This is a genomic window from Geobacillus sp. GHH01, from assembly GCF_000336445.1.
Lineage (GTDB): Bacteria > Bacillota > Bacilli > Bacillales > Anoxybacillaceae > Geobacillus > Geobacillus zalihae.
Map to the genome: position 1 here is coordinate 15,965 of NC_020210.1, position 26,358 is coordinate 42,322.

The window sequence follows — 26,358 nt, forward strand, 5'->3', positions numbered from 1 at the left end:
CATCATTGCCTAGTGGCTATGGCGGAGGGGAAACACCCGTTCCCATCCCGAACACGGAAGTTAAGCCCTCCAGCGCCGATGGTAGTTGGGGCCAGCGCCCCTGCAAGAGTAGGTCGCTGCTAGGCGAAAATCCCCTGCTGTATATACAGCAGGGGATTTTTGATTTGATTCAACCCAAAAATTTCCGCATTAAGTATTCATGAAGCAGCAACGGCACTTTTTCCGCCGACACGGAGAGAAACTCAAGAATAAAAGTGTATGCCTTGCTTGGGTAAGAATGGAGAAGCTCGCTCCACCATTCCGTCTCATAGCGCGAAATCATGCTCAAGTTATACAGCAACAAGTAATGGGCGTGTATTTCTGGAAGCGAGAATGTTTTCTCTTTCTTGACTGGAATTCGGAGTGTACCGTCAAGATGGAATAAAAACGGACCTTCTCCGGCCGGCGACAGCGGCGATTCTATATGAAAATACAGAAATTCTCCTTCTTCTTTGGCGAACGAAAGCCGCTTTCCTTGTCCTTCTTCACAGAGATATTGGACAAAGCGGGACAACGACATATGGTAGTGGTCCAAAATCACTTTTGGGATGGCGAGCATCGGCGGCGAAGCAGTATGTACAACAGGCAAGGATAACGGTTTTTTTCGCCCGCTTAGAAGAAAAAACGTTTCATGCAACTCGCCAATTCGTTGCAACAGCGTGCCCATGCGAAATTTTTCCCCAGCTTCTTGTTTCACATGAAACATTTTTTCAGAAAAATGTGCGAATAAACCGTTTTTTTGTATTTTCACTTCATCATCTAAAAATTCGTAGCCCTGTTTTTTTCGTTTTCTTGCTGATACACCATGGGCCAAGACCGATGTTGATTCCGGGTAGTCGGGGTCGACAGTGAGCAGGCATGCTTTTAAGAGCTGCACCATGCCGTAAAACAAGAGAACCGGCTTGATGGACAGCGGCGCCTGCTGGGCAGCGGCGTAAAAGTTTTGCCCGTGTTCCAGATAATATAAAAATGGGTAACAGTTTGCATAACTGCGTTGGACGGCGTCATCCCGCTGCAGCTGTTGATAGCATTGCCGCAAAAATTGCTGCGCAGTATCGGCCGAGCGGAAAACAGAAAGGCGAAACAGTTGACCGTGATTTCCGAACATTTTTACCCCCCTTACATAGAATTGTCTCGAAATAACTGAAAAGTTGGACATTTTCTTGATTCCTTGACAGTAGTTTAACCAGTTGTTAAGCTACTAATAATATTTCCGGACAAGGGGGAGAAAACATGTGGGAAGCGAAATTCGCCAAGGAAGGATTGACGTTTGATGATGTTCTTCTCATCCCAGCGAAGTCGGACGTATTGCCGCGCGATGTTGATGTAACCACGAAGTTGAGCGATACGCTGCAGTTGAACATCCCGATTCTCAGCGCTGGGATGGATACGGTTACCGAAGCGGAGATGGCAATTGCGATGGCGCGTCAGGGAGGCCTTGGCATCATTCACAAAAATATGTCGATCGAACAGCAGGCCGAGCAGGTCGACAAGGTGAAACGGTCGGAACGAGGCGTCATTACGGACCCGTTTTTCCTAACGCCGGATCATCAAGTGTATGATGCAGAACACTTAATGAGTAAATATCGGATCTCGGGGGTGCCGATCGTCAACAACCCCGAGGAGCAAAAATTGGTCGGCATTATTACGAACCGTGACTTGCGTTTCATTCAAGACTATTCGATTAAAATTTCCGAGGTAATGACGAAGGAAAACTTGATCACTGCTCCGGTGGGGACAACGTTGGAGGAAGCAGAGAAAATTTTGCAGCGACACAAGGTCGAAAAACTGCCTCTTGTTGATGAAAACGGTGTGCTGAAGGGATTAATTACGATCAAGGATATTGAAAAGGTCATTGAGTTCCCGAATTCGGCGAAAGATGCGAAAGGGAGGCTGATTGTCGGGGCGGCCGTCGGGGTGACGGCGGACACGATGATTCGCGTCAAAAAGCTTGTTGAGGCAGGGGTTGATGTCATTGTCGTTGACACGGCGCACGGCCATTCGAAAGGCGTCCTAGAGACGGTGGCCAACATCCGACGCCAATACCCGGACTTGAACATCATCGCCGGCAATGTCGCGACAGCTGAAGGGACGCGCGACTTGATTGAGGCTGGGGCGAACATTATTAAAGTCGGAATCGGTCCGGGGTCCATCTGCACGACCCGGGTTGTCGCCGGGGTTGGTGTGCCGCAAATTACGGCGATCTACGACTGTGCGACTGAGGCGCGCAAACATGGCGTCCCGATCATCGCTGACGGCGGGATCAAATATTCCGGCGACATTGTGAAGGCGATCGCGGCTGGGGCGCATGCGGTTATGCTCGGCAGCTTGCTTGCTGGTGTTTCCGAAAGCCCGGGTGAGACGGAAATTTACCAAGGCCGCCGCTTTAAGGTGTACCGGGGCATGGGATCGGTCGCAGCCATGGAGCGCGGCAGCAAAGACCGCTATTTTCAAGAAGATGCGAAAAAGTTTGTCCCGGAAGGCATCGAGGGACGCGTTCCATACAAAGGGCCGCTTGCCGACACGATTTATCAGCTTGTCGGTGGGTTGCGCGCCGGCATGGGCTATTGTGGAACCCGCAATTTGGAAGAGCTGCGCGAAAAAACGCAGTTTATCCGCATGACGAGCGCGGGGCTCCGTGAAAGCCATCCGCATGACGTGCAAATTACGAAAGAAGCGCCGAACTACTCTGCTTTTTGATCGGAGTTGCGCCGATCGGCTCAACTGTGACGGAGACATGTCCTCCGTCTATTTTTTTGGCCGACGGTATGTTACAATAACGGTTGTGTGAGGAGGGTGTCATTGTGAGGAGGAGAAAACAAAACTGGTTGTTTTGGTTGCTGTCGATTTGCCTTTGTTTAACGTTTGGTCCGTTTCAACAGACGGTGAAGGCGGAAAGCGCCCCGCTTGACATCCGGGCGGACGCTGCGATTTTAGTGGATGCACAAACGGGAAGAATTTTGTATGAAAAAAATATCGATACGGTGCTTGGGATTGCCAGCATGACGAAAATGATGACCGAGTATTTGCTTCTTGACGCCATTAAGGCGAAGCGCGTCAAATGGGATCAAATGTACACGCCAAGCGATTACGTGTACCGGCTGTCGCAAGACCGGGCGCTGTCCAATGTCCCGTTGCGAAAAGATGGCAAGTATACGGTGCGTGAGCTGTACGAGGCAATGGCCATTTATTCGGCGAACGGGGCAACGGTCGCGATTGCTGAGATCATCGCTGGATCGGAGAAAAATTTTGTGAAAATGATGAACGACAAAGCGAAAGAGCTTGGGCTGAAAGATTATAAGTTTGTCAATGCCACAGGGTTGAGCAATAAGGATTTAAAAGGATTCCATCCAGAAGGGACAAGCACAAATGAGGAAAACGTCATGTCCGCACGTGCGATGGCGATGCTTGCCTACCGGTTGCTGAAAGATCATCCCGAAGTGCTGAAAACAGCGAGCATTCCTCATAAAGTATTCCGGGAAGGAACAAAAGATGAAATCAAAATGGACAACTGGAATTGGATGCTGCCTGGGCTTGTGTACGGATACGAAGGTGTAGACGGGTTGAAAACCGGCTATACGGAATTTGCCGGCAACTGTTTCACCGGGACGGCGAAACGAAACGGCGTCCGCTTGATTTCGGTTGTCATGAATGCGAAAGATGCGAGTGGGAAAACAACAAAAGAGGCGCGTTTTAAAGAGACAGAAAAACTATTTAACTACGGATTCAACCAATACTCCCTCGAGACGCTTTATCCAAAAGGGTACCAGCTGAAAGGAAAAGAAACACTTCCGGTCGTGAAAGGGAAAGAAAAAGAGGTTCGTGTCGCGACAGGAAAGAATCTGGATCTGCTTGTGAAAAACGGCGAGGAAAAACAATACAAACCTGTATATGTGTTGGACAAGAAAAAAATGACAAAAGAAGGAAAGCTAGTCGCCCCTTTGAAAAAAGGGGAAACGGTTGGATATATGACGCTCGAATATAAAGGGGACGACTCCCTTGCCTTCTTAAGCCCAGACATGCAAAAAAACATTCGTGTGCCGCTTGTCACAACAGCTGAAGTCGAAAAAGCCAATTGGTTTGTTCTTTCGATGCGCGCGGTCGGCGGACTGTTTGTTGATTTATGGACAAGCGTCGCCAAAACAGTGAAAGGCTGGCTGTAGAATCGACTCCCCTTGATGGGGAGCTTTTTTCCATTGTGATTTTTGTAAAAATTGAGGTAAAATAAAACAGTGGAATCGTCCTTTTGCATGCCTCGCAAAGCATAAGGATCAGGAATAGGGGGAATCAACGTTGGCATTGACAGGTACGGACCGCGTCAAACGCGGCATGGCGGAAATGCAAAAAGGCGGCGTCATCATGGACGTCGTGAACGCAGAACAGGCGAAAATCGCTGAAGCGGCAGGGGCTGTCGCGGTTATGGCGCTCGAGCGCGTCCCGGCGGACATTCGCGCCGCTGGCGGTGTCGCGCGCATGGCCGACCCGACGGTGATCGAAGAAGTGATGAACGCCGTTTCGATCCCAGTCATGGCGAAAGTGCGGATCGGTCACTATGTTGAGGCGCGTGTCTTAGAGGCGCTTGGTGTCGACTACATTGACGAAAGCGAAGTATTAACGCCGGCTGATGAGGAATTCCATATTGACAAACGGCAGTTTACCGTTCCATTTGTGTGCGGTTGCCGCGATTTAGGGGAAGCGGCGCGCCGCATTGCAGAAGGGGCATCGATGTTGCGAACCAAAGGAGAGCCGGGGACAGGCAACATTGTTGAGGCCGTGCGCCATATGCGCAAAGTGAACGCGCAAATTCGCAAAGTCGTCAACATGAGCGAAGATGAGCTTGTCGCTGAGGCGAAACAGCTCGGGGCTCCGGTTGAGGTGCTGCGCGAGATCAAGCGGCTTGGCCGCCTGCCGGTCGTCAACTTTGCCGCCGGCGGTGTCGCGACACCGGCTGACGCTGCCTTGATGATGCACTTGGGTGCGGACGGTGTCTTTGTTGGGTCTGGCATTTTCAAATCGGAAAATCCGGAAAAATACGCGCGCGCGATCGTAGAGGCGACGACTCATTACGAAGACTATGAATTGATCGCACACTTGTCGAAAGGATTGGGCGGCGCGATGCGCGGCATCGATATCGCGACATTGTTGCCGGAGCACCGGATGCAAGAACGCGGCTGGTAAGCTAAATAAAGGAGCAAAGCAACGATGAAAATAGGTGTACTTGGACTGCAAGGAGCTGTGCGGGAGCATGTTCGCGCCATTGAGGCGTGCGGCGCCGAGGCGGTCATCGTGAAAAAGCCGGAGCAGCTTGAGGGGTTGGACGGTCTTGTGCTGCCGGGCGGCGAAAGCACAACGATGCGGCGGCTCATCGACCGCTATGGGCTGATGGAGCCGCTCAAGCAATTTGCCGCTGCCGGCAAGCCGATGTTCGGCACGTGCGCCGGACTCATTTTGCTGGCGAAGCGAATTGTCGGCTATGACGAGCCACATTTAGGATTAATGGACATTACAGTCGAGCGGAACTCGTTCGGTCGGCAGCGGGAAAGCTTTGAGGCGGAGCTGTCGATTAAGGGTGTCGGCGACGGGTTTGTCGGCGTCTTCATCCGTGCTCCGCACATTGTCGAGGTCGGCGACGAGGTCGATGTCTTGGCGACATACAACGACCGCATTGTCGCGGCCCGGCAAGGCCAGTTTCTCGGCTGCTCGTTCCATCCAGAGCTGACCGACGATCATCGATTGATGCAATACTTCCTCAACATGGTCAAAGAAGCGAAAATGGCGTCAAGCCTCAAGTAAAGTGATCAAGCGAAAGCGATGAGAGGAACAAGTAGCAGGTCCCCTTCCTTTCAGAGAGCCGGTGGGTGGTGCGAACCGGCAGGGAGCTCCTGTGAATCCATCCTCGAGCAAAACGTTGAACGCCCAAAGGGCCAGTAGGCGTTTTCGGCCGCCGCCGTTAACGGCAAAAGGGGAAGGCATCGCAAGCCTTCAATAAGGGTGGCACCGCGGGATGGCTCCCGTCCCTTTTTTGGGACGGGGGCTTTTTTATGTATAATATTGAATGGAAAAGGAGGTAAAAGCCATGCTGGATGTGAAAATATTGCGCACCCAGTTTGAAGAAGTGAAAGAAAAACTAATGCAGCGCGGCGGGGATTTGACGAACATCGACCGCTTTGAACAATTGGACAAAGACCGCCGCCGCTTGATTGCGGAAGTCGAAGAGCTGAAAAGCAAGCGCAACGATGTGTCGCAGCAAATCGCTGTCCTAAAGCGCGAGAAAAAGGACGCCGAGCCGCTGATTGCCCAAATGCGCGAAGTCGGTGACCGCATTAAACGGATGGATGAACAAATTCGCCAGCTTGAGGCGGAACTCGACGACTTGTTGTTGTCGATTCCAAACGTGCCGCACGAATCAGTGCCGATCGGCCAATCAGAAGAGGACAATGTGGAAGTGCGGAGATGGGGAGAGCCGCGTTCGTTTTCCTTTGAGCCGAAGCCGCATTGGGAAATCGCCGATCGGCTCGGTTTGCTCGACTTTGAGCGAGCCGCCAAAGTGGCGGGAAGCCGATTTGTCTTTTATAAAGGGTTAGGAGCGCGGCTTGAGCGGGCGCTCATCAACTTTATGCTTGACATCCATCTCGATGAATTCGGTTACGAAGAAGTGTTGCCGCCATATTTAGTGAACCGGGCGAGTATGATCGGAACCGGACAGTTGCCGAAATTTGCCGAGGATGCGTTCCATTTGGACAGCGAAGATTATTTCCTCATTCCGACCGCTGAGGTGCCGGTGACGAACCTGCATCGCGACGAAATTTTGGCCGCAGATGATTTGCCGATTTACTATGCGGCCTACAGCGCCTGCTTCCGCGCGGAAGCCGGGTCGGCCGGCCGCGACACGAGAGGGCTGATCCGCCAGCATCAGTTCAATAAAGTCGAGCTGGTAAAATTCGTAAAGCCGGAGGACTCGTACGATGAATTGGAAAAGCTGACGCGCCAGGCAGAGACGATTTTGCAACGGCTCGGGCTTCCGTACCGCGTTGTCGCCTTGTGCACCGGAGACCTTGGATTCTCGGCGGCGAAAACGTACGATATTGAAGTTTGGCTGCCAAGTTACGGAACGTACCGGGAAATTTCGTCGTGCAGCAACTTTGAGGCGTTTCAAGCGCGCCGTGCCAACATCCGCTTCCGTCGCGATCCAAAAGCGAAACCGGAGTACGTGCATACATTAAACGGTTCGGGGCTAGCCATTGGGCGGACGGTCGCCGCCATTTTGGAAAACTACCAGCAAGAAGACGGCTCGGTCATCGTTCCGGAAGCGCTTCGTCCTTACATGGGGAATCGGGACGTCATTCGCTGAAAAAAGGTGCTTGAGGCAAATCGTTGGTTGACTTTTCCCGACTGCCGTGTTATAGTGAATGACGTTGGCAATGAGGAACAAGAAATCTTGTTCTTGGCCAAGACGATGATGAAGAGGACTGACGCGCATAAGAGGAGATTGTCATCTGAAACGGCTGACCGCCGAAAGCCGTTTCCCATCATAAAAAAACCCGCCGTTGACCGGCGGGTTTTTTATGCCTTTATTTTTTTACAACAGTAAATTGATCAGCGATCAGCAGCCAGTTTTGTGGAAAATCAATGCCAAGTTTCCAATAGCTGACCCCGCGCAAACCAAGTTCCTTCACGAGATTAAATTTTGCTTGAATGGAGCGGGCGTCCTCGAACCATACTTCATGCTCGCGTCCGTTTTCGTCGCGATAGCGAAAATGCGGTGCCTGCGCCTCCGTATCGTATTCGATGGCAACGTTATACTTTGCGGCGAGGGCGATGGCTTGCTGCGGGCTGATGGCCTGGGCGTACGGGCCGCCGGGTACATATGGCAGCGTCCAGTCGTAGCCATACAAGTTTTGCCCCATCAAAATTTTTCCGGCTGGCATTTCAGAGATGGCGTACTCGAGAACGCGGCGGACCGGACCGATCGGGGACACCGGCATCGGCGGCCCGCCGCTGTAGCCCCATTCATACGTCATGATCACGACAAAGTCGACAATTTGTCCATGGGCGCGGTAGTCGTGTGCTTCGTACCAACGTCCGCGCTGGGTCGCGCTCGTTTTCGGCGCCAAGGCGGTCGACATCATCCACCCTTCTCGTGCAAACCGCCGTTTCGCTTTGCGCAAAAACGCATTATACGCCTCACGGTCTTCCGGGCGCAAATATTCAAAATCAAAATGGATGTCGCGGAAGCCATACCGTCTAGCGGTCGCGACAATGTTGTCGAGCAGACGATTTTGCAGCGTTTCGTTTGTTAACATAAGCGCGCCGAGCTCGTCGCTGAACTGCCCGTTTTCAATGTTGGCGACAACCATAACGAGCGTGACGCGGTTGGCGCGGGCAATATCCGGAAAGTCGTCAAGCGGCGGCTCTTGCAATGTCGCGTCGCGTCGGATCGCAAAATAAAAAGGACTCAAATAAGTCAAATACGGAGCGGCTTCGCGAGCGCTCGCCTCCAGCGCTGGGCTGACAGTCGCGCCGCGCGGTTCAATATAGGCGTTAAACTCCGCTCTTCGCTTGGCGCCGGGCGGTATATAAAGCCGCTGCCCGACCTTAAGCGGAGCGTTTAAGGAGAGGCGATTCACTTCGGCAAGCCGCTGCATCGGAATCGAAAATCGGCGTGCAATCGACCATAACGTGTCGCCGCGCTGCACCCAGTAAAAACGACCGACGATCGGGATCACGAGCGCCTGGCCGACAACGAGTTTATCAGGGTTTGGAAGCTTGTTGGCCCGGACAATTTCTTCCGCCGTGGTCCCGTATGCCTCAGCAATTCCACTTAACGTTTGTCCACTCTGCACTACGTGGATTTGCATACTTGACCTCCTAGTTGCGTCTTTATTCTCCATATTCTATGATGAAAAGAAAAGAGAAATGACCGTTTGTGTGAAGGGGTATACGATGAACACCGACGAGTACTACATGCGATTGGCAATGGAAGAAGCAAAAAAAGCGGAGCAGATCGGCGAAGTGCCGATCGGCGCTGTCATCGTTCAAGACGGCCGCGTCATCGCCCGCGCTCATAATTTGCGGGAAACTGAACAACGCGCCATCGCTCATGCAGAAATTTTGGCAATCGATGAAGCATGCCGGGCAACCGGTTCATGGCGGCTTGAGCGGGCGACGTTGTACGTAACGCTTGAGCCGTGCGCCATGTGCGCAGGCGCCATTGTTCTTTCCCGCATCGAACGGGTTGTATTTGGCGCGTTTGACCCAAAGGGAGGGTGCGCTGGGACATTGATGAACTTATTGCAGGAAAGCCGATTTAACCATCAGGTTAAGGTGGTAAGCGGGGTGCTTGCTGACGAGTGCGGTTCGCTGTTGAGCCAATTTTTTCGACGATTGCGCGAACAAAAGAGAAATGTTGGCGGGAGTGCCAACGAAAATTCCGTCGATTGACATTGCATTTTTTCCGCTAACGAGCTATACTGATAGTGCCGTGCTAAGCGGGGAGGTAGCGGTGCCCTGTACTCGCAATCCGCTCTAGCGAGGCTGAATTCCTTCTCGAGGTTAGTCTGTTGCGAGGCCTGTCTCAAGCAAGTGGTGTTGACGTCTGGGTCCCGCGCAATGGGATTCCGTGAACCCTGTCAGGTCCGGAAGGAAGCAGCAGTAAGCGGATGCTCCCATGTGCCGCGGGGACGCCTGGGCTGAGCTAACTGCTTGAGCAACGCTCGGGGCAGCTAATCGACAGAAGGTGCACGGCCTTACATAGCGATAGGGAACAAAACCCACTCATGGCGAGTGGGTTTTTTGTTATTTCAAATTGCAATAGGAAGTTATATAATAGATAGGACGAGAGAAAGAGGAGGGCCGTTTTCCGTGGCATACCAAGCGTTATATCGCGTGTTTCGGCCGCAGCGCTTTGCGGACATGGTCGGCCAAGAACACGTGACCAAGACGTTGCAAAGCGCCCTGCTTCAACATAAAATATCGCACGCTTACTTATTTTCCGGCCCGCGCGGTACAGGAAAAACGAGCGCAGCGAAAATTTTCGCCAAGGCGGTCAACTGTGAACAGGCGCCAGCGGCGGAGCCATGCAATGAGTGTCCAGCTTGCCTCGGCATTACGAATGGAACGGTTCCCGATGTGCTGGAAATTGACGCTGCTTCCAACAACCGCGTCGATGAAATTCGTGATATCCGTGAGAAGGTGAAATTTGCGCCGACGTCGGCCCGCTACAAAGTGTATATCATCGACGAGGTGCATATGCTGTCGATCGGTGCGTTTAACGCGCTGTTGAAAACGTTGGAGGAGCCGCCGAAACACGTCATTTTCATTTTGGCCACGACCGAGCCGCACAAAATTCCGGCGACGATCATTTCCCGCTGCCAACGGTTCGATTTTCGCCGCATCCCGCTTCCGGCGATCGTTTCACGGCTAAAGTATGTCGCAAGCGCCCAAGGTGTCGAGGCGTCCGATGAGGCATTGTCCGCCATCGCCCGTGCTGCAGACGGGGGGATGCGCGATGCGCTCAGCTTGCTTGATCAAGCCATTTCGTTCAGCGACGGGAAACTTCGGCTCGACGACGTGCTGGCGATGACCGGGGCTGCATCATTTGCCGCCTTATCGAGCTTCATCGAAGCCATCCACCGCAAAGATACAGCGGCGGTTCTTCAGCAGTTGGAAACGATGATGGCGCAAGGGAAAGATCCGCATCGTTTGGTTGAAGACTTGATTTTGTACTATCGCGATTTATTGCTGTACAAAACCGCTCCCTATGTGGAGGGAGCGATTCAAATTGCTGTCGTTGACGAAGCGTTCACTTCACTGTCGGAAATGATTCCGGTTTCCAATTTATACGAGGCCATCGAGTTGCTGAACAAAAGCCAGCAAGAGATGAAGTGGACAAACCACCCGCGCCTTCTGTTGGAAGTGGCGCTTGTGAAACTTTGCCATCCATCAGCCGCCGCCCCGTCGCTGTCGGCTTCCGAGTTGGAACCGTTGATAAAGCGGATTGAAACGCTGGAGGCGGAATTGCGGCGCCTGAAGGAACAACCGCCTGCCCCTCCGTCGACCGCCGCGCCGGTGAAAAAACTGTCCAAACCGATGAAAACGGGGGGATATAAAGCCCCGGTTGGCCGCATTTACGAGCTGTTGAAACAGGCGACGCATGAAGATTTAGCTTTGGTGAAAGGATGCTGGGCGGATGTGCTCGACACGTTGAAACGGCAGCATAAAGTGTCGCACGCTGCCTTGCTGCAAGAGAGCGAGCCGGTTGCAGCGAGCGCCTCAGCGTTTGTATTAAAATTCAAATACGAAATCCACTGCAAAATGGCGACCGATCCCACAAGTTCGGTCAAAGAAAACGTCGAAGCGATTTTGTTTGAGCTGACAAACCGCCGCTTTGAAATGGTAGCCATTCCGGAGGGAGAATGGGGAAAAATAAGAGAAGAGTTCATCCGCAATAAGGACGCCATGGTGGAAAAAAGCGAAGAAGATCCGTTAATCGCCGAAGCGAAGCGGCTGTTTGGCGAAGAGCTGATCGAAATTAAAGAATAAACCGTTTAAAGGAGGATGCCAAGATGATGCGTGGCGGAATGGGCAATATGCAAAAAATGTTAAAACAAATGCAAAAAATGCAAAAAGAAATGCAAAAAGCGCAGGAAGAGTTGGCGGAAAAAACGGTGGAAGGCACGGCGGGCGGAGGCATGGTGACCGTTGTCGCTAACGGTCATAAACAAATTTTGGAAGTAAAAATTAAAGAGGAAGTCGTCGACCCAGACGATATTGAAATGCTGCAAGATTTGATTTTGGCAGCGACAAACGATGCGTTGAAAAAAGCGGATGAGTTGGCTAATGAAATGATGGGGCAGTTTACGAAAGGACTTAACATTCCAGGGTTGTTCTAGGGGGGGCGTATGCATTATCCAGAACCGCTATCGAAGTTGATTGACAGTTTTATGAAACTGCCCGGCATCGGCCCGAAAACGGCTGCCCGCCTTGCATTTCATGTGCTGGCGATGAAAGAAGACACCGTGCTTGAGTTTGCCAAAGCGCTCGTTGATGTCAAGCGGCATATTCATTATTGCACGATTTGCGGACATATTACAGATACAGACCCTTGCTACATCTGCAAAGACGAGCGGCGCGACCGGACGACGATTTGCGTTGTTCAGGATCCGAAAGATGTCATCGCCATGGAGAGGATGAAAGAATACAATGGCCTGTACCACGTGTTGCACGGGGCCATCTCGCCGATGGAAGGCATCGGACCGGAAGATATTAAAATCGCCGAGCTGCTCACGCGATTGCAGGATGAGACGGTCCAAGAGGTGATTTTAGCGACCGACCCGAACATCGAGGGAGAGGCAACGGCGATGTACATCTCCCGCCTGTTGAAGCCGACAGGAATCAAAGTCACCCGCATCGCCCATGGCTTGCCGGTCGGCGGCGACTTGGAGTATGCGGACGAAGTGACGTTATCAAAGGCGTTGGAAGGGCGCCGTGAGCTATAGAGAGAAAGAAGGTGGGGATCGGTTTGTTATGGCGGCGAAAGGGGAAACTAAAGAGACAATTTGATGAGAAGTTAATGGCTGAACTACAAAAGGCTAGAACTGAATGGCTTGAGCAGAAACAACTCATCGAAAAAAGCGTCGATCCGTCTCCGGAGGTGCTGAGCGCATTGCAACTCGCTGAGGCCAAATATTTTTTCCTCCTCCGCGAAGCGAAGCACCGCCGCATCACACTTAAGGAAGTGCGTTAACTTCCTTATTTTTTTGTTCTTTTTTCCCCTGTTTCTCATACGTTGGTAGTACAAGCGTGCAAAAAGGGGGTTCAAACGTTGGAGCCGAAAGTCGTCATTACCGTGTTGCTAGCGCTTATCGCCGTTTTGCTTATCGTCGGCGCCCGTCTCAAAGCGCTTCGCCTGATCGGCTACGCTGCTATCCGCCTGATCGTCGGGGCGCTCGCGCTGTTTGTCATCAACGCCATCGGCGGGCATTTTAACATCCATATTCCGATTAACCTCGTCACCTCAATCGTTTGCGGATTTCTTGGCCTCCCTGGAGCGGCAGCGTTAATCGTGATTGACCGATATATTTTGTAGGCATCATTATTCAAGATGCCTTTAATTTTTTTGTTTAAAAGTTATTGACTTTTATATGACAATGCATTATAATAATTAATGTCGCTGTTCATGAAAGATATGTTGACAGCAAATTAAATGATATGTATAATAATAAAAGTGTGCAAGATAAACAAGTTCCTTGAAAACTAAACAAAACGCAAGCGTCATAAGAAAAGCGGAGGCGCCGTAATTTCGCCTAAAGGCAGCCTGCGTCCTGCGGGCAACGGCGAAATATCGCCATCCTGGCGATCTCGAAGCCAAATGTTCTTCACCCTTAGTGGTGCTTGCACCCCGAGGTAGAAGGTGATTTGGCAGAAGAGAGCGAGGCGCCGAAGCTGGACAATACGGAAAAGCTGAGGCTCGCGGGTCGCCGCGATGGGCAAATGTTCTTCGCCTGCAGGGATTTACAATCCCGAAGGCGAAGGTTATTTGACCCCGAGCGGCGGCGGGCCGAAGCTGGACAATGCGAAAAGCTGAGGCCGCTTGCCTATCGGCGAAACGCGCTGAGAGGCCCGCGAGCGGGCTTAGCCCGCCGCAGCGGGACACGAAGCGTCGCAAGCCGATAGCGGCCGAAGCTAGACAATTCGAAAAGCGGAGGCCGCTTTGGCCAAAGCAAAAGCCAATCAACTTTCTTTTGGAGAGTTTGATCCTGGCTCAGGACGAACGCTGGCGGCGTGCCTAATACATGCAAGTCGAGCGGACCAAATCGGAGCTTGCTCTGGTTTGGTCAGCGGCGGACGGGTGAGTAACACGTGGGCAACCTGCCCGCAAGACCGGGATAACTCCGGGAAACCGGAGCTAATACCGGATAACACCGAAGACCGCATGGTCTTTGGTTGAAAGGCGGCCTTTGGCTGTCACTTGCGGATGGGCCCGCGGCGCATTAGCTAGTTGGTGAGGTAACGGCTCACCAAGGCGACGATGCGTAGCCGGCCTGAGAGGGTGACCGGCCACACTGGGACTGAGACACGGCCCAGACTCCTACGGGAGGCAGCAGTAGGGAATCTTCCGCAATGGGCGAAAGCCTGACGGAGCGACGCCGCGTGAGCGAAGAAGGCCTTCGGGTCGTAAAGCTCTGTTGTGAGGGACGAAGGGGCGCCGTTCGAAGAGGGCGGCGCGGTGACGGTACCTCACGAGAAAGCCCCGGCTAACTACGTGCCAGCAGCCGCGGTAATACGTAGGGGGCGAGCGTTGTCCGGAATTATTGGGCGTAAAGCGCGCGCAGGCGGTCCCTTAAGTCTGATGTGAAAGCCCACGGCTCAACCGTGGAGGGTCATTGGAAACTGGGGGACTTGAGTGCAGGAGAGGAGAGCGGAATTCCACGTGTAGCGGTGAAATGCGTAGAGATGTGGAGGAACACCAGTGGCGAAGGCGGCTCTCTGGCCTGCAACTGACGCTGAGGCGCGAAAGCGTGGGGAGCAAACAGGATTAGATACCCTGGTAGTCCACGCCGTAAACGATGAGTGCTAAGTGTTAGAGGGGTCACACCCTTTAGTGCTGCAGCTAACGCGATAAGCACTCCGCCTGGGGAGTACGGCCGCAAGGCTGAAACTCAAAGGAATTGACGGGGGCCCGCACAAGCGGTGGAGCATGTGGTTTAATTCGAAGCAACGCGAAGAACCTTACCAGGTCTTGACATCCCCTGACAACCCAAGAGATTGGGCGTTCCCCCTTCGGGGGGACAGGGTGACAGGTGGTGCATGGTTGTCGTCAGCTCGTGTCGTGAGATGTTGGGTTAAGTCCCGCAACGAGCGCAACCCTCGCCTCTAGTTGCCAGCATTCAGTTGGGCACTCTAGAGGGACTGCCGGCGACAAGTCGGAGGAAGGTGGGGATGACGTCAAATCATCATGCCCCTTATGACCTGGGCTACACACGTGCTACAATGGGCGGTACAAAGGGCTGCGAACCCGCGAGGGGGAGCGAATCCCAAAAAGCCGCTCTCAGTTCGGATTGCAGGCTGCAACTCGCCTGCATGAAGCCGGAATCGCTAGTAATCGCGGATCAGCATGCCGCGGTGAATACGTTCCCGGGCCTTGTACACACCGCCCGTCACACCACGAGAGCTTGCAACACCCGAAGTCGGTGAGGCAACCCGCAAGGGAGCCAGCCGCCGAAGGTGGGGCAAGTGATTGGGGTGAAGTCGTAACAAGGTAGCCGTACCGGAAGGTGCGGCTGGATCACCTCCTTTCTAAGGAGAAAAGCGGAGGCCGCCCGCCTATCGGCGAGGTGCGCTGGAGGGCCTGCGAGCGGGCTTAGCCCGCCGCAGCAGGACCGAAGCGTCGCGAGCCGATGGCGGCCGGAGCTAGACATTACGAAAAGCGGAGGCGCCGAGATCGGCTCTCGAAGCCAAATGTTCTTCACCCGCAGGGGTGCTTGCACCCCCGAGGGGGAAGGTTATTTGGCAGAAGAGAACCAGGCGCCGGAGCTAGACAGAATTTCTTGACAAAACCTATCAGTTTGATTATAATGACGCTTGCTGTTTTGTTTGGTTTTGAGGGAATTGGTTATTCTCTCGGTTGTTTTGCGCCTGCGTCTGCGAGTGATTCAGCGGAGCTGGATTCCTCGGCGCAAGGCCGCAAAGAAGCTGACTCAAGGCAGCAGCCTTGTTTCGTTTTGAGGGAACTGACCGTTCCTTGCAATGTGTATATGGGCCTATAGCTCAGCTGGTCAGAGCGCACGCCTGATAAGCGTGAGGTCGGTGGTTCAAGTCCACTTAGGCCCATTGGATGGGGCCTTAGCTCAGCTGGGAGAGCGCCTGCTTTGCAAGCAGGAGGTCATCGGTTCGATCCCGATAGGCTCCACCATATCAAGGTAAGAGGTTTCAACGTAGTTGCTTTGCGTCTGCGTCTACAAGCGGATTCGGAGAAGCTGAATTTCTCGACGCAAACCAGCGAAGAAGCGAATTCAAAGGAGCTACTTTGCGCCTTCGTCTTCCAGCAGGTTCAAGGAAGATGGATTCCTCGGCGCAAAGCTGCAAAGAAGCAGACTCAAGGCAGCAGCTTCGTTCCTTGAAAACTAGATAACCGATAAAGCAAAGGAAGAAGCCGAGAGCGCAATAGGTTAAGCTAGAAAGGGCGCACGGTGGATGCCTTGGCACTAGGAGCCGATGAAGGACGGGGCAAACGCCGAAACGCTTCGGGGAGCTGTAAGCAAGCGTTGATCCGGAGATGTCCGAATGGGGGAACCCACTGTCCGTAATGGGGCAGTATCCATGCCTGAATCCATAGGGCATGGAGGGCACACCCGGGGAACTGAAACATCTTAGTACCCGGAGGAGAAGAAAGCAACCGCGATTCCCTGAGTAGCGGCGAGCGAAACGGGAACAGCCCAAACCAAGAGGCGAGTCCTCTTGGGGTTGTAGGACCGCTCACGATGGGAGTGAGAAAGGGACGGGGTAGACGAACCGGTCTGGAACGGCCGGCCAGAGAAGGTGAGAGCCCTGTAGTCGAAACTTCGTTCCCTCCCGAGCGGATCCTGAGTACGGCGGGACACGAGGAATCCCGTCGGAAGCAGGGAGGACCATCTCCCAAGGCTAAATACTCCCTAGTGACCGATAGTGCACCAGTACCGTGAGGGAAAGGTGAAAAGCACCCCGGGAGGGGAGTGAAAGAGAACCTGAAACCGTGTGCCTACAAGTAGTCAGAGCGCGTTCATGCGTGATGGCGTGCCTTTTGTAGAATGAACCGGCGAGTGACGATGGCGTGCGAGGTTAAGCCGAAGAGGCGGAGCCGCAGCGAAAGCGAGTCTGAACAGGGCGTGTGAGTACGTCGTCGTCGACCCGAAACCAGGTGATCTACCCATGTCCAGGGTGAAGGCCGGGTAACACCGGCTGGAGGCCCGAACCCACGCACGTTGAAAAGTGCGGGGATGAGGTGTGGGTAGGGGTGAAATGCCAATCGAACTTGGAGATAGCTGGTTCTCCCCGAAATAGCTTTAGGGCTAGCCTCGGGTTTAGGAGTCTTGGAGGTAGAGCACTGATTGGGCTAGGGGCCCAAACCGGGTTACCGAACCCAGTCAAACTCCGAATGCCAATGACTTATGCCCGGGAGTCAGACTGCGAGTGATAAGATCCGTGGTCGAGAGGGGAACAGCCCAGACCGCCAGCTAAGGCCCCGAAGTGCACGTTCAGTGGAAAAGGATGTGGAGTTGCAAAGACAACCAGGATGTTGGCTTAGAAGCAGCCACCATTTAAAGAGTGCGTAATAGCTCACTGGTCGAGTGACTCTGCGCCGAAAATGTACCGGGGCTAAACGTGCCGCCGAAGCTGCGGGATGACCGTTGGTCATCGGTAGGGGAGCGTTCTAAGGGCAGAGAAGCCAGACCGGAAGGACTGGTGGAGCGCTTAGAAGTGAGAATGCCGGTATGAGTAGCGAAAACAGAGGTGAGAATCCTCTGCGCCGAAAGCCTAAGGGTTCCTGAGGAAGGTTCGTCCGCTCAGGGTTAGTCGGGACCTAAGCCGAGGCCGAAAGGCGTAGGTGATGGACAACAGGTTGAGATTCCTGTACCACCTTCTTCCCGTTTGAGCGATGGGGGGACGCAGGAGGATAGGGCGAGCAGGCGGCTGGAAGAGCCTGTCCAAGCCGTGAGGCTGATCCGCAGGCAAATCCGCGGATCATAAGGCCAAGCGGTGACGGCGACGGAGTGATCCGGAAGTCCCCGATTTCACACTGCCAAGAAAAGCCTCTAGCGAGGGAAGAGGTGCCCGTACCGCAAACCGACACAGGTAGGCGAGGAGAGAATCCTAAGGCGCGCGGGAGAACTCTCGTTAAGGAACTCGGCAAAATGACCCCGTAACTTCGGGAGAAGGGGTGCTCTTTGGGGTGAAGAGCCCTGAAGAGCCGCAGTGAAAAGGCCCAAGCGACTGTTTATCAAAAACACAGGTCTCTGCGAAGCCGAAAGGCGACGTATAGGGGCTGACACCTGCCCGGTGCTGGAAGGTTAAGGGGAGCGCTTAGCGGAAGCGAAGGTGCGAACCGAAGCCCCAGTAAACGGCGGCCGTAACTATAACGGTCCTAAGGTAGCGAAATTCCTTGTCGGGTAAGTTCCGACCCGCACGAAAGGTGTAACGACTTGGGCGCTGTCTCAACGAGAGACCCGGTGAAATTATACTACCTGTGAAGATGCAGGTTACCCGCGACAGGACGGAAAGACCCCGTGGAGCTTTACTGCAGCCTGATATGGAATTTTGGTATCGCTTGTACAGGATAGGTGGGAGCCTGGGAAGCCGGAGCGCCAGCTTCGGTGGAGGCGGCGGTGGGATACCACCCTGGCGGTATTGAAATTCTAACCCGCACCCCTTAGCGGGGTGGGAGACAGTGTCAGGCGGGCAGTTTGACTGGGGCGGTCGCCTCCCAAAAGGTAACGGAGGCGCCCAAAGGTTCCCTCAGAATGGTTGGAAATCATTCGGAGAGTGCAAAGGCACAAGGGAGCTTGACTGCGAGACGGACAGGTCGAGCAGGGACGAAAGTCGGGCTTAGTGATCCGGTGGTTCCGCATGGAAGGGCCATCGCTCAACGGATAAAAGCTACCCCGGGGATAACAGGCTGATCTCCCCCAAGAGTCCACATCGACGGGGAGGTTTGGCACCTCGATGTCGGCTCATCGCATCCTGGGGCTGTAGTCGGTCCCAAGGGTTGGGCTGTTCGCCCATTAAAGCGGTACGCGAGCTGGGTTCAGAACGTCGTGAGACAGTTCGGTCCCTATCCGTCGCGGGCGGAGGAAATTTGAGAGGAGCTGTCCTTAGTACGAGAGGACCGGGATGGACGCACCGCTGGTGTACCAGTTGTCCCGCCAGGGGCACCGCTGGGTAGCTATGTGCGGACGGGATAAGCGCTGAAAGCATCTAAGCGTGAAGCCCCCCTCAAGATGAGATTTCCCACCGCGTCAGGCGGGTAAGATCCCTCGAAGATGACGAGGTCGATAGGTCCGAGGTGGAAGCGTGGCGACACGTGGAGCTGACGGATACTAATCGATCGAGGGCTTAACCTAGAAAAGTGGAAGCGCCGCGATTAGCTCTCGAAGCCAAATGTTCTTCACCCGCAGGGGTGCTTGCACCCCGAGGGGGAAGGTTATTTGGCAGAAGAGAGCTAGGCGCTGGAACTGGACAGCAAGAAAAGTGGAGGCCGCCCGCTTATCGGCGAGGTGCGCTGGAGGGCCTGCGAGGAGGCTGTCGCCGCCGCAGCAGGACCGAAGCGTCGCGAGCCGATGGCGGCCGGAACTAGACAGTGAAAAGCGCAGGCGAGCGGGTCGCCGCGACGGGCAAATGTTCTTCGCCTGCAGGGATGTTCACATCCCGAAGGCGAAGGTTATTTGACCCCGAGCGGCGGCGAGCCGGAGCTGGACAATGCGAAAAGCGCAGGCGAGCGGTTCGCCGCGGCTTCTTCCCAAAACGGTTATCTAGTTTTCAGGGAACGAATTCCTGACAACCTCATATGGCCTAGTGGTGATAGCGGAGGGGAAACACCCGTTCCCATCCCGAACACGGAAGTTAAGCCCTCCAGCGCCGATGGTAGTTGGGGCCAGCGCCCCTGCAAGAGTAGGTCGCTGCTAGGCAAAGAACAAGCAGCCAGTTGCATTGGTGCAATTGGCTGCTTTCGTTTTTTGAGGAAAAAACGATAAGGACCCGCTCAATGTCTCTCTTCCTTTCATCTACTAGTATAGAATGTTAGCAATGTGGGAAACATAGAGGATGGGAGGTGGAGAGCGTGAGGACATCAATAGCAGACCGGAATCAACGCGAACATGTATGCATCGTTTGTGAACAGGAAAAAAAGGAAGGGATTTTCCTTTTTGGCCATTTTCTTTGTTTGGACTGCAACCGGGCGATTGTGCAAACGAATACGGACGACCCGAACTACTCGTTTTATGTGCGGCAGCTGCGCAAAATGTTTACATCGAAAATTCACTCGTAATCAGGGCCTGCATTTGGGCCTGTTTTTATTTGCGATTGACGCGACTCGTGCGTTTTTTCGGACGTTTGTGATACTATATGTTTGATGTTTCTCCTGCATATCCCATGCATTTCGGCAGTCTGCCCGGATGATGGCCGTTCTGGGACAGACAGCAAGGAAAGAGGATGATGATGGATCAAACGAAAACTCCTTTATATGACGCTCTCGTGCACCATTGGGCGCGCCGCCCGGTTTCGTTTCATGTGCCGGGACATAAATACGGCGCTTTGTTTTCGAAACGAGGGAGAGATATGTTTGCGCCGCTGTTGGCGTTGGATGCGACGGAAATTTCCGGCTTGGATGACTTGCATCATCCTGAGTCGGTGATTGCCGAGGCGCAGGCGCTGGCGGCGGAGCTGTATGGCGTTAGGGAGACGTTTTTCCTTGTGAACGGTTCGACGGCAGGGAATTTGGCAATGATCGCCGCCGTGTGTGATGGAAAGAGGAAGAAAGTGATTGTACAACGCAATTGCCATAAATCGGTGATGCATGCATTGCAACTCATGGAAGCCACTCCTGTTCTACTTGCTCCCGAGTTTGATCGTGATGTGTGTGTCGCTTCGCACATTCGTCCTGAAGCGGTCAAAGAGGCGTTGGCGCTTTATGATGATGTTGCTGCGGTTGTATTGACGAACCCAAATTATTATGGAATGGCCGCCGATTTGACAGAAATCGTCCGTCTAGTTCATGAACATGGCATTCCGGTGCTGGTTGATGAGGCGCATGGCGCCCATTTCGTTGTCGGCCCCCCTTTTCCGACATCGGCGCTTCGCTATGGCGCTGATGTCGTCGTGCAGTCGGCGCATAAAACGTTGCCGGCGATGACGATGGGAGCGTTTTTGCATGTAAACAGCGAGCGGGTTGATCTTGAGCGGTTGAAATATTTTTTGCAGTTGTTTCAGTCAAGCAGCCCGTCTTACCCGATTATGGCGTCGCTCGATTTGGCGCGGAGTTATGTCGCCCAGCTTTCAAAAAGCGATGCGGCGGCGATCGTGGCAGAAATTGAGAAGTTTAAAGCAGCCTTGGCCGATATTGATGGGGTGGCAGTCGTTTGTTCCCGTCATTTTGGCGTACAGACCGACCCGCTGAAAGTAATGGTGCAGACGCGCTGTTCCTTGACCGGGTATGAACTGCAACGTTGGCTTGAGCGCGAAGGGGTGTTTGTCGAGCTTGCTGATCGAATGAACGTGCTTTTCGTTTGCCCGCTGGCGGTAACCGGGCGGCTTCAGGAAGCAGCGGAGAAAATCAAACGAGCGTGGCGCGATTTGCCAGATGGCGAGGCGCCGGTGTGTAACGCTTCGCCTTTTCTCGGACCGCCGCTATCGGTTTTAGTCCCGTATAATGAACTGCGCCATTTGCGGACAAAAGCTGTGGCGCTCGAGGAAGCTGAAGGACATATAGCGGCGGAAACGGTCATTCCATATCCGCCTGGGGTGCCGCTCGTGTGGGTCGGAGAACGGATCGGCCGCGGCCATATTGAACAGATCCGCCAGCTTCTTTGTCAGCGGGCGCACATACAAGGCGGAAGCCGGCTGAAAGATGGTCAGCTGGTTGTATACGAATAGGAAGGATGGAAAGGATGCCGCGAGTGATGAACGGATGCTTTTTTTCGTTTGAAGGACCGGAAGGAGCCGGCAAAACGACGATGATCAGCAAATTGGAGTCGTTGTTGCGTGAGCGGGGGATTGACGTCGTGGCGACGAGGGAACCGGGCGGGGTGCGCATTGCCGAGGCGATTCGCTCAATCATTTTAAACCGTGATTATACGGAAATGGACGGGCGGACGGAGGCGCTTTTGTATGCGGCGGCGCGCCGGCAGCATTTGCTTGAGAAAATCGTGCCGGCGCTTGAGGCTGGGTGCGTCGTCCTTTGCGACCGGTTTGTTGACAGTTCCCTCGCCTACCAGGGATTTGCCCGCGGGCTTGGCATTGAGGAAGTATGGAAAATTAATGAGTTCGCTATTGATGGGTATATGCCGTCGCTGACGATTTATTTTGATATCGATCCGCAAATTGGGCTTGAACGAATCCGACGAAACCGCGGCCGGGAAGTGAATCGGCTTGACCTTGAAACGTTGTCTTTTCATGAGAAGGTGCGAGAAGGGTATCGGGAACTCGCCAGACGGTTTGCCGACCGCATTGTCGTCATCGACGCGAACCGCCCGCTTGATGATGTATTCGCTGAAACAACGGCCGCGGTGCTTTCCCGTTTGAAAGGAAGATGACAGCGCCATTTCCATGAATCCGACCGTGATGATTCCTAGTGGACATGATAGAATAGAAATAAGAAATCAAGGAAGAGTGATGGCGATGCGATGGGAACAGCTAGCGAAACGCCAGCCGGTGGTGGCGAAAATGCTGCAAAGCGGCTTGGAAAAAGGGCGGATTTCTCATGCGTACTTGTTTGAGGGGCAGCGGGGGACGGGCAAAAAAGCGGCCAGTTTGTTGTTGGCGAAACGTTTGTTTTGTCTGTCCCCAATCGGAGTTTCCCCGTGTCTGGAGTGCCGCAACTGCCGGCGCATCGACTCCGGCAACCACCCTGACGTCCGGGTGATCAGCCCAGACGGAGGATCAATCAAAAAGGAACAAATCGAATGGCTGCAGCAAGAGTTCTCGAAAACAGCGGTCGAGTCGGATAAAAAAATGTACATCGTTGAGCACGCCGATCAAATGACGACAAGCGCTGCCAACAGCCTTCTGAAATTTTTGGAAGAGCCGCATCCGGGGACGGTGGCGGTATTGCTGACTGAGCAATACCACCGCCTGCTAGGGACGATCGTTTCCCGCTGTCAAGTGCTTTCGTTCCGGCCGTTGCCGCCGGCAGAGCTCGCCCAGGGACTTGTCGAGGAGCACGTGCCGTTGCCGTTGGCGCTGTTGGCTGCCCATTTGACAAACAGCTTCGAGGAAGCACTGGCGCTTGCCAAAGATAGTTGGTTTGCCGAGGCGCGAACATTAGTGCTACAATGGTATGAGATGCTGGGCAAGCCGGAGCTGCAGCTTTTGTTTTTCATCCACGACCGCTTGTTTCCGCATTTTTTGGAAAGCCATCAGCTTGACCTTGGACTTGATTTGCTTTTATATTTATACCGCGATTTGTTGCATATTCAAGCCGGGCAGATGGACGGCGTGTTATACCGCGATCAGCTGGACCGCCTGCAACGATGGGCGCTTGCTTGCCCGCAGCGGCGGATTTTGGCTGGCATGGAAGCGATTTTACAAGCGAAAACGCGTTTAAATACAACGAATATGAGCACGGCGTTGCTTGTTGAGCAGCTCGTTCTTCAATTAAAGCGGTAAAGGAGGGAGAGCCGTTGTATACGGTAGTCGGCGTCCGTTTTAAAAAAGCAGGGAAAATTTATTATTTTGACCCTGGCGATGCCGTTATTCCCGTCGGCGAATTCGTCATTGTCGAGACGGTCCGAGGCATTGAGTACGGAAAAGTCGTCATCGCCAATAAACAAGTCGACGAAAACGACATCGTGCTGCCGCTCAAAAAAGTGATCCGCGTGGCGAATGAGAAAGATAAATGGGTTGTGGAAGAAAACAAAAAGGCGGCGCGCGAGGCGTATGACATTTGCTTGCGCAAAGTGGAGGAGCACGGGCTGGAAATGAAGCTCGTCGATGTGGAATATACGTTTGACCGCAATAAAGTGATCTTTTATTTCACTGCCGATGGGCGCGTCGATTTCCGCGAACTTGTGAAGGACTTAGCGTCGATTTTCCGCACGCGCATTGAGCTGCGGCAAATCGGGGTGCGCGACGAGGCGAAAATGCTTGGTGGCATCGGGCCGTGCGGCCGCATGCTTTGTTGTTCGACGTTTTTAGGCGATTTTGAACCGGTGTCGATCAAAATGGCGAAAGATCAAAACTTGTCGCTCAATCCAACGAAAATTTCCGGGTTGTGCGGCCGGCTGATGTGTTGCCTGAAATATGAAAACGAAGAGTATGAGACGGCGAAAGAACAACTCCCGGATTTAGGGGAATATGTCGAAACACCGCACGGCTTCGGCAAAGTCGTCGGCTTGAACATTTTAGAGCGGGTGCTGCAAATCGAGCTTCCAGAATTCGGACGGGTCGTCGAATATACACTCGATGAGCTGATGAAAAACGGGACGTTGTCCATTCGCGTCGCAGATTAATTTGGGGTGGGGCCAGTGGAAAAAGTAGATAAAAAAGAAGTGTTTCGATCAGTGGCCAATATGGAAGAGCAACTTAGTTATTTTTACCGCGAGCTGGTACAGCTGAAACAGCGCGTAACGGAGCTGTTAGAAGAGAATCACCAGCTGCAAATCGAAAATGCTCATTTGCGCCGTCGGCTTGAACAATTGTCAGAAGCATGGGAAGAAGGCAAACGAAAAGGGGACAAACATGGCAAAAAACTCATCGACATTGGCGAAGGGTATGACAATTTAGCCCGCCTTTACCAAGAAGGGTTTCATATTTGTCACATCCATTACGGAAGCATTCGCACCGAGGGCGATTGTTTGTTTTGCTTGTCGTTTTTGAACAAAAACTAAAGGCAGCGCCACCCTTTCCGTTTCGGAAAGGTTATTTTTTTCAATGGAGGATCGTGCGTCATGGTGGAATTGTACGAGGATGAACGGCTCGATTATTTGTTTAACGAAGAGCTCCGCATCATTCAAAGTCCATCTGTATTTTCGTTTTCCCTTGATGCCGTGCTCCTTGCTCATTTTGCCTATATGCCGATTCAAAAGGGGCAGATTGTTGATTTGTGCACGGGCAACGGGGTGATTCCCCTCTTGTTGAGCCGGCGAACAAAAGGGACGATCATCGGCATCGAAATTCAAGAACGGCTTTGCGACATGGCGAGGCGAAGCGTGCAATACAACGGGCTTGAAGGACAAATCGAGATCATACACGGCGACATTAAAGAAGCGCCGCAACGGATCGGTTACAGCCGGTACGATGTCGTCACGTGCAACCCCCCGTATTTTCCGGCAGTCGGCAAAGACGAACTGAGCAAAAATGAACATATCGCCATCGCCCGCCATGAAATTTATTGCACCCTAGAGGATGTGATTCGAGTCAGCAGCCAGCTGTTGAAGCAAGGAGGGAAGGCGGCGTTCGTCCACCGGCCCGGGCGGCTGCTTGACCTTGTGACGCTCATGCGCCAATACCGTCTTGAGCCGAAACGGCTCCGCTTTGTGTACCCGAAAGAGGGCAAAGAGGCGAACATGATTTTAATTGAAGGGACAAAAGATGCAAGCCCGGACTTAAAAGTGTTGCCTCCGCTTGTCGTGTATGATGAGAATAACGAATATACCGAGGAGACAAAGCGGATCTTATATGGCATTATTTCATCTTAAAGGGGCGGAACAAGGATGCTTTGGCAGCAAAAAAGTTTTACCGAACAAACGGAGCAAGGGACGCTGTACATCGTGCCGACGCCGATCGGCAATTTGGAGGATATGACGTTTCGTGCGGTTAGGACGCTTCAGGAAGCTGATGTCATCGCCGCCGAGGACACAAGGCAGACGAAAAAGCTGCTCGCTCATTTCGGCATTCATACGCCGCTCGTCAGCTACCATGAGCATAATAAATACGCGAGCGGCCGGCAGCTTGTCGAATGGCTGAAGGAAGGAAAAACGGTGGCATTGGTGAGCGACGCCGGGATGCCCGGCATTTCCGATCCGGGCTATGAGCTTATTGCTGCGGCGCTTGCCGAGCGCTGCCGCGTCGTCCCTCTTCCTGGAGCGAACGCGGCATTGACAGCGCTTGTCGCCTCCGGGCTGCCCACGGACCGCTTTTTGTTTGTCGGCTTTTTGAAACGGGCGAAAAAAGAGAAAAAAGAGCAACTGCTGTCATTAAAAACAGCGGCGGAGACGTTAATTTTTTATGAGGCGCCCCACCGCTTGAAAGAAACGCTCGCTCTTATGTATGATATATTCGGCAATCGGCGCATCGCTCTTGGCCGCGAGTTGACGAAACGGTTTGAGGAGTTCATCCGCGGCGATTTAAGCGATGCGGTCGCCTGGGCGGAAGAACATGACATCCGGGGCGAATTTTGCCTCATTGTCGAAGGGGCGCGAGACGGGAAGAAACAAGAGCAAGAGGGAGAGGAATGGTGGCAGCCGCTTTCGCTTGTCGAACATGTCGATTATTATATTCGCGAGCACAGCCTTTCCGTCAAGGAGGCGGTGAAACAGGCGGCCAGTGATCGAAATATGTCGAAACGCGACGTTTATCGGCAGTATCATCAACAGCAAGAAGAAGAAAAAAAAGAGTTTCTCTGAAGCCAGA

The 26,358-nt window shown here is 53.3% G+C and carries 21 protein-coding genes, 2 tRNA genes, 4 rRNA genes, 1 other RNA gene and 1 other annotated feature; of the genes, 26 read left to right on the forward strand and 2 right to left on the reverse strand.

What is annotated here, in order from left to right; all coding sequences use genetic code 11:
* The first annotated feature begins 8 nt into the window (after positions 1–8).
* A 5S ribosomal RNA gene (rrf, locus tag GHH_RS00065) occupies positions 9–125 on the forward strand.
* A gap of 44 nt (positions 126–169) precedes the next feature.
* Here rrf (GHH_RS00065) and GHH_RS00070 read toward each other — a convergent pair.
* Positions 170–1,147, reverse strand: a complete 978-nt coding sequence (locus GHH_RS00070; RefSeq protein ID WP_012820422.1) for a YaaC family protein — start codon at positions 1,145–1,147, stop codon at positions 170–172.
* A 125-nt stretch (positions 1,148–1,272) separates the two neighbouring features.
* Here GHH_RS00070 and guaB point away from each other — a divergent pair, with 125 nt between their 5' ends.
* The 5 genes from guaB to serS all read left to right on the forward strand — a co-directional run bounded on the left by guaB (position 1,273) and on the right by serS (position 7,390).
* On the forward strand, positions 1,273–2,739 hold the full coding sequence (gene guaB, locus GHH_RS00075) for an IMP dehydrogenase (RefSeq protein WP_011229525.1): 1,467 nt from the start codon (positions 1,273–1,275) through the stop codon (positions 2,737–2,739).
* A 104-nt stretch (positions 2,740–2,843) separates the two neighbouring features.
* Positions 2,844–4,202, forward strand: coding sequence for a serine hydrolase (locus GHH_RS00080; RefSeq protein ID WP_011229526.1), 1,359 nt, complete (start codon positions 2,844–2,846; stop codon positions 4,200–4,202).
* 130 nt (positions 4,203–4,332) lie between these two features.
* Positions 4,333–5,217 carry a pyridoxal 5'-phosphate synthase lyase subunit PdxS gene (gene pdxS / locus GHH_RS00085; protein WP_011229527.1) on the forward strand — a complete coding sequence of 295 codons (885 nt, stop codon included), beginning with the start codon at positions 4,333–4,335 and terminating at the stop codon, positions 5,215–5,217.
* Between the two features lie 24 nt (positions 5,218–5,241).
* Positions 5,242–5,832, forward strand: a complete 591-nt coding sequence (gene pdxT, locus GHH_RS00090) for a pyridoxal 5'-phosphate synthase glutaminase subunit PdxT (protein WP_015373696.1) — start codon at positions 5,242–5,244, stop codon at positions 5,830–5,832.
* A 9-nt stretch (positions 5,833–5,841) separates the two neighbouring features.
* Positions 5,842–6,061: a binding site (T-box leader), on the forward strand.
* A 54-nt stretch (positions 6,062–6,115) separates the two neighbouring features.
* Positions 6,116–7,390 (forward strand): serine--tRNA ligase, encoded by a 1,275-nt coding sequence (serS, locus tag GHH_RS00095; RefSeq protein WP_011229529.1) that lies wholly within the window; start codon positions 6,116–6,118, stop codon positions 7,388–7,390.
* Between the two features lie 220 nt (positions 7,391–7,610).
* On the opposite strand, the gene GHH_RS00105 is transcribed toward serS, so the two are convergent.
* The gene (locus GHH_RS00105; protein WP_013143955.1) at positions 7,611–8,897 is read right to left on the reverse strand and encodes a LysM peptidoglycan-binding domain-containing protein; all 1,287 of its coding nucleotides are present in this window, start codon (positions 8,895–8,897) and stop codon (positions 7,611–7,613) included.
* An 85-nt stretch (positions 8,898–8,982) separates the two neighbouring features.
* Here GHH_RS00105 and tadA point away from each other — a divergent pair, with 85 nt between their 5' ends.
* The 20 genes from tadA to rsmI all read left to right on the forward strand — a co-directional run bounded on the left by tadA (position 8,983) and on the right by rsmI (position 26,351).
* Positions 8,983–9,480, forward strand: coding sequence for a tRNA adenosine(34) deaminase TadA (tadA, locus tag GHH_RS00110; RefSeq protein ID WP_011229532.1), 498 nt, complete (start codon positions 8,983–8,985; stop codon positions 9,478–9,480).
* A gap of 38 nt (positions 9,481–9,518) precedes the next feature.
* Positions 9,519–9,783: signal recognition particle sRNA large type (gene ffs / locus GHH_RS17775), an RNA gene on the forward strand.
* A gap of 117 nt (positions 9,784–9,900) precedes the next feature.
* Positions 9,901–11,580 (forward strand): DNA polymerase III subunit gamma/tau, encoded by a 1,680-nt coding sequence (dnaX, locus tag GHH_RS00115; RefSeq protein WP_012820425.1) that lies wholly within the window; start codon positions 9,901–9,903, stop codon positions 11,578–11,580.
* A 23-nt stretch (positions 11,581–11,603) separates the two neighbouring features.
* Positions 11,604–11,930, forward strand: a complete 327-nt coding sequence (locus GHH_RS00120; protein WP_011229534.1) for a YbaB/EbfC family nucleoid-associated protein — start codon at positions 11,604–11,606, stop codon at positions 11,928–11,930.
* 9 nt (positions 11,931–11,939) lie between these two features.
* A complete protein-coding gene (gene recR, locus GHH_RS00125; protein WP_011229535.1) occupies positions 11,940–12,536 on the forward strand; it encodes a recombination mediator RecR in 597 nt (198 codons plus the stop codon).
* Between the two features lie 23 nt (positions 12,537–12,559).
* The gene (locus GHH_RS00130; RefSeq protein ID WP_012820427.1) at positions 12,560–12,784 is read left to right on the forward strand and encodes a YaaL family protein; all 225 of its coding nucleotides are present in this window, start codon (positions 12,560–12,562) and stop codon (positions 12,782–12,784) included.
* 78 nt (positions 12,785–12,862) lie between these two features.
* A complete protein-coding gene (locus GHH_RS00135; protein ID WP_011229537.1) occupies positions 12,863–13,126 on the forward strand; it encodes a pro-sigmaK processing inhibitor BofA family protein in 264 nt (87 codons plus the stop codon).
* 652 nt (positions 13,127–13,778) lie between these two features.
* A 16S ribosomal RNA gene (locus tag GHH_RS00140) occupies positions 13,779–15,336 on the forward strand.
* A gap of 460 nt (positions 15,337–15,796) precedes the next feature.
* Positions 15,797–15,870: transfer RNA gene (locus tag GHH_RS00145), tRNA-Ile, on the forward strand.
* Between the two features lie 6 nt (positions 15,871–15,876).
* A tRNA-Ala gene (locus tag GHH_RS00150) sits at positions 15,877–15,952 on the forward strand.
* 254 nt (positions 15,953–16,206) lie between these two features.
* Positions 16,207–19,136, forward strand: a 23S ribosomal RNA gene (locus GHH_RS00155).
* 447 nt (positions 19,137–19,583) lie between these two features.
* Positions 19,584–19,700 (forward strand): 5S ribosomal RNA (gene rrf, locus GHH_RS00160).
* The 16S, 23S and 5S rRNA genes sit together here with 2 tRNA genes alongside, the layout of an rRNA operon.
* A 152-nt stretch (positions 19,701–19,852) precedes the next feature.
* Positions 19,853–20,059 carry a sigma factor G inhibitor Gin gene (locus tag GHH_RS00165; RefSeq protein ID WP_011229538.1) on the forward strand — a complete coding sequence of 69 codons (207 nt, stop codon included), beginning with the start codon at positions 19,853–19,855 and terminating at the stop codon, positions 20,057–20,059.
* Positions 20,060–20,229: 170 nt separating this feature from the next.
* Positions 20,230–21,663 carry an aminotransferase class I/II-fold pyridoxal phosphate-dependent enzyme gene (locus GHH_RS00170; RefSeq protein ID WP_015373697.1) on the forward strand — a complete coding sequence of 478 codons (1,434 nt, stop codon included), beginning with the start codon at positions 20,230–20,232 and terminating at the stop codon, positions 21,661–21,663.
* Between the two features lie 26 nt (positions 21,664–21,689).
* Complete coding sequence (tmk, locus tag GHH_RS00175; RefSeq protein ID WP_041467722.1) at positions 21,690–22,322, forward strand: dTMP kinase; 633 nt, start codon at positions 21,690–21,692, stop codon at positions 22,320–22,322.
* 79 nt (positions 22,323–22,401) lie between these two features.
* Positions 22,402–23,394: a DNA polymerase III subunit delta' gene (holB, locus tag GHH_RS00180; protein WP_015373698.1), complete on the forward strand. Its 993-nt coding sequence runs from the start codon at positions 22,402–22,404 to the stop codon at positions 23,392–23,394.
* A 14-nt stretch (positions 23,395–23,408) separates the two neighbouring features.
* Positions 23,409–24,236 (forward strand): stage 0 sporulation family protein, encoded by an 828-nt coding sequence (locus tag GHH_RS00185; RefSeq protein WP_011229542.1) that lies wholly within the window; start codon positions 23,409–23,411, stop codon positions 24,234–24,236.
* A gap of 15 nt (positions 24,237–24,251) precedes the next feature.
* Entirely contained in the window at positions 24,252–24,614 is a 363-nt protein-coding gene (gene yabA / locus GHH_RS00190) for a DNA replication initiation control protein YabA (protein ID WP_011229543.1), read from the forward strand.
* 60 nt (positions 24,615–24,674) lie between these two features.
* The gene (locus GHH_RS00195) at positions 24,675–25,424 is read left to right on the forward strand and encodes a tRNA1(Val) (adenine(37)-N6)-methyltransferase (protein ID WP_012820433.1); all 750 of its coding nucleotides are present in this window, start codon (positions 24,675–24,677) and stop codon (positions 25,422–25,424) included.
* Positions 25,425–25,439: 15 nt separating this feature from the next.
* Complete coding sequence (gene rsmI, locus GHH_RS00200) at positions 25,440–26,351, forward strand: 16S rRNA (cytidine(1402)-2'-O)-methyltransferase (protein WP_011229545.1); 912 nt, start codon at positions 25,440–25,442, stop codon at positions 26,349–26,351.
* Positions 26,352–26,358: the final 7 nt, after the last annotated feature.

Coding starts and splice junctions, on each gene's coding strand:
- GHH_RS00070 (WP_012820422.1), bottom strand. CDS start 1,147: ATGTTCGGAAATCACGGTCAACTGTTTCGCCTTTCTGTTTTCCGCTCG.
- guaB (WP_011229525.1), top strand. CDS start 1,273: ATGTGGGAAGCGAAATTCGCCAAGGAAGGATTGACGTTTGATGATGTT.
- pdxT (WP_015373696.1), top strand. CDS start 5,242: ATGAAAATAGGTGTACTTGGACTGCAAGGAGCTGTGCGGGAGCATGTT.
- serS (WP_011229529.1), top strand. CDS start 6,116: ATGCTGGATGTGAAAATATTGCGCACCCAGTTTGAAGAAGTGAAAGAA.
- GHH_RS00105 (WP_013143955.1), bottom strand. CDS start 8,897: ATGCAAATCCACGTAGTGCAGAGTGGACAAACGTTAAGTGGAATTGCT.
- tadA (WP_011229532.1), top strand. CDS start 8,983: ATGAACACCGACGAGTACTACATGCGATTGGCAATGGAAGAAGCAAAA.
- GHH_RS00120 (WP_011229534.1), top strand. CDS start 11,604: ATGATGCGTGGCGGAATGGGCAATATGCAAAAAATGTTAAAACAAATG.
- recR (WP_011229535.1), top strand. CDS start 11,940: ATGCATTATCCAGAACCGCTATCGAAGTTGATTGACAGTTTTATGAAA.
- GHH_RS00170 (WP_015373697.1), top strand. CDS start 20,230: ATGGATCAAACGAAAACTCCTTTATATGACGCTCTCGTGCACCATTGG.
- tmk (WP_041467722.1), top strand. CDS start 21,690: ATGAACGGATGCTTTTTTTCGTTTGAAGGACCGGAAGGAGCCGGCAAA.
- holB (WP_015373698.1), top strand. CDS start 22,402: ATGGCGATGCGATGGGAACAGCTAGCGAAACGCCAGCCGGTGGTGGCG.
- GHH_RS00195 (WP_012820433.1), top strand. CDS start 24,675: ATGGTGGAATTGTACGAGGATGAACGGCTCGATTATTTGTTTAACGAA.
- rsmI (WP_011229545.1), top strand. CDS start 25,440: ATGCTTTGGCAGCAAAAAAGTTTTACCGAACAAACGGAGCAAGGGACG.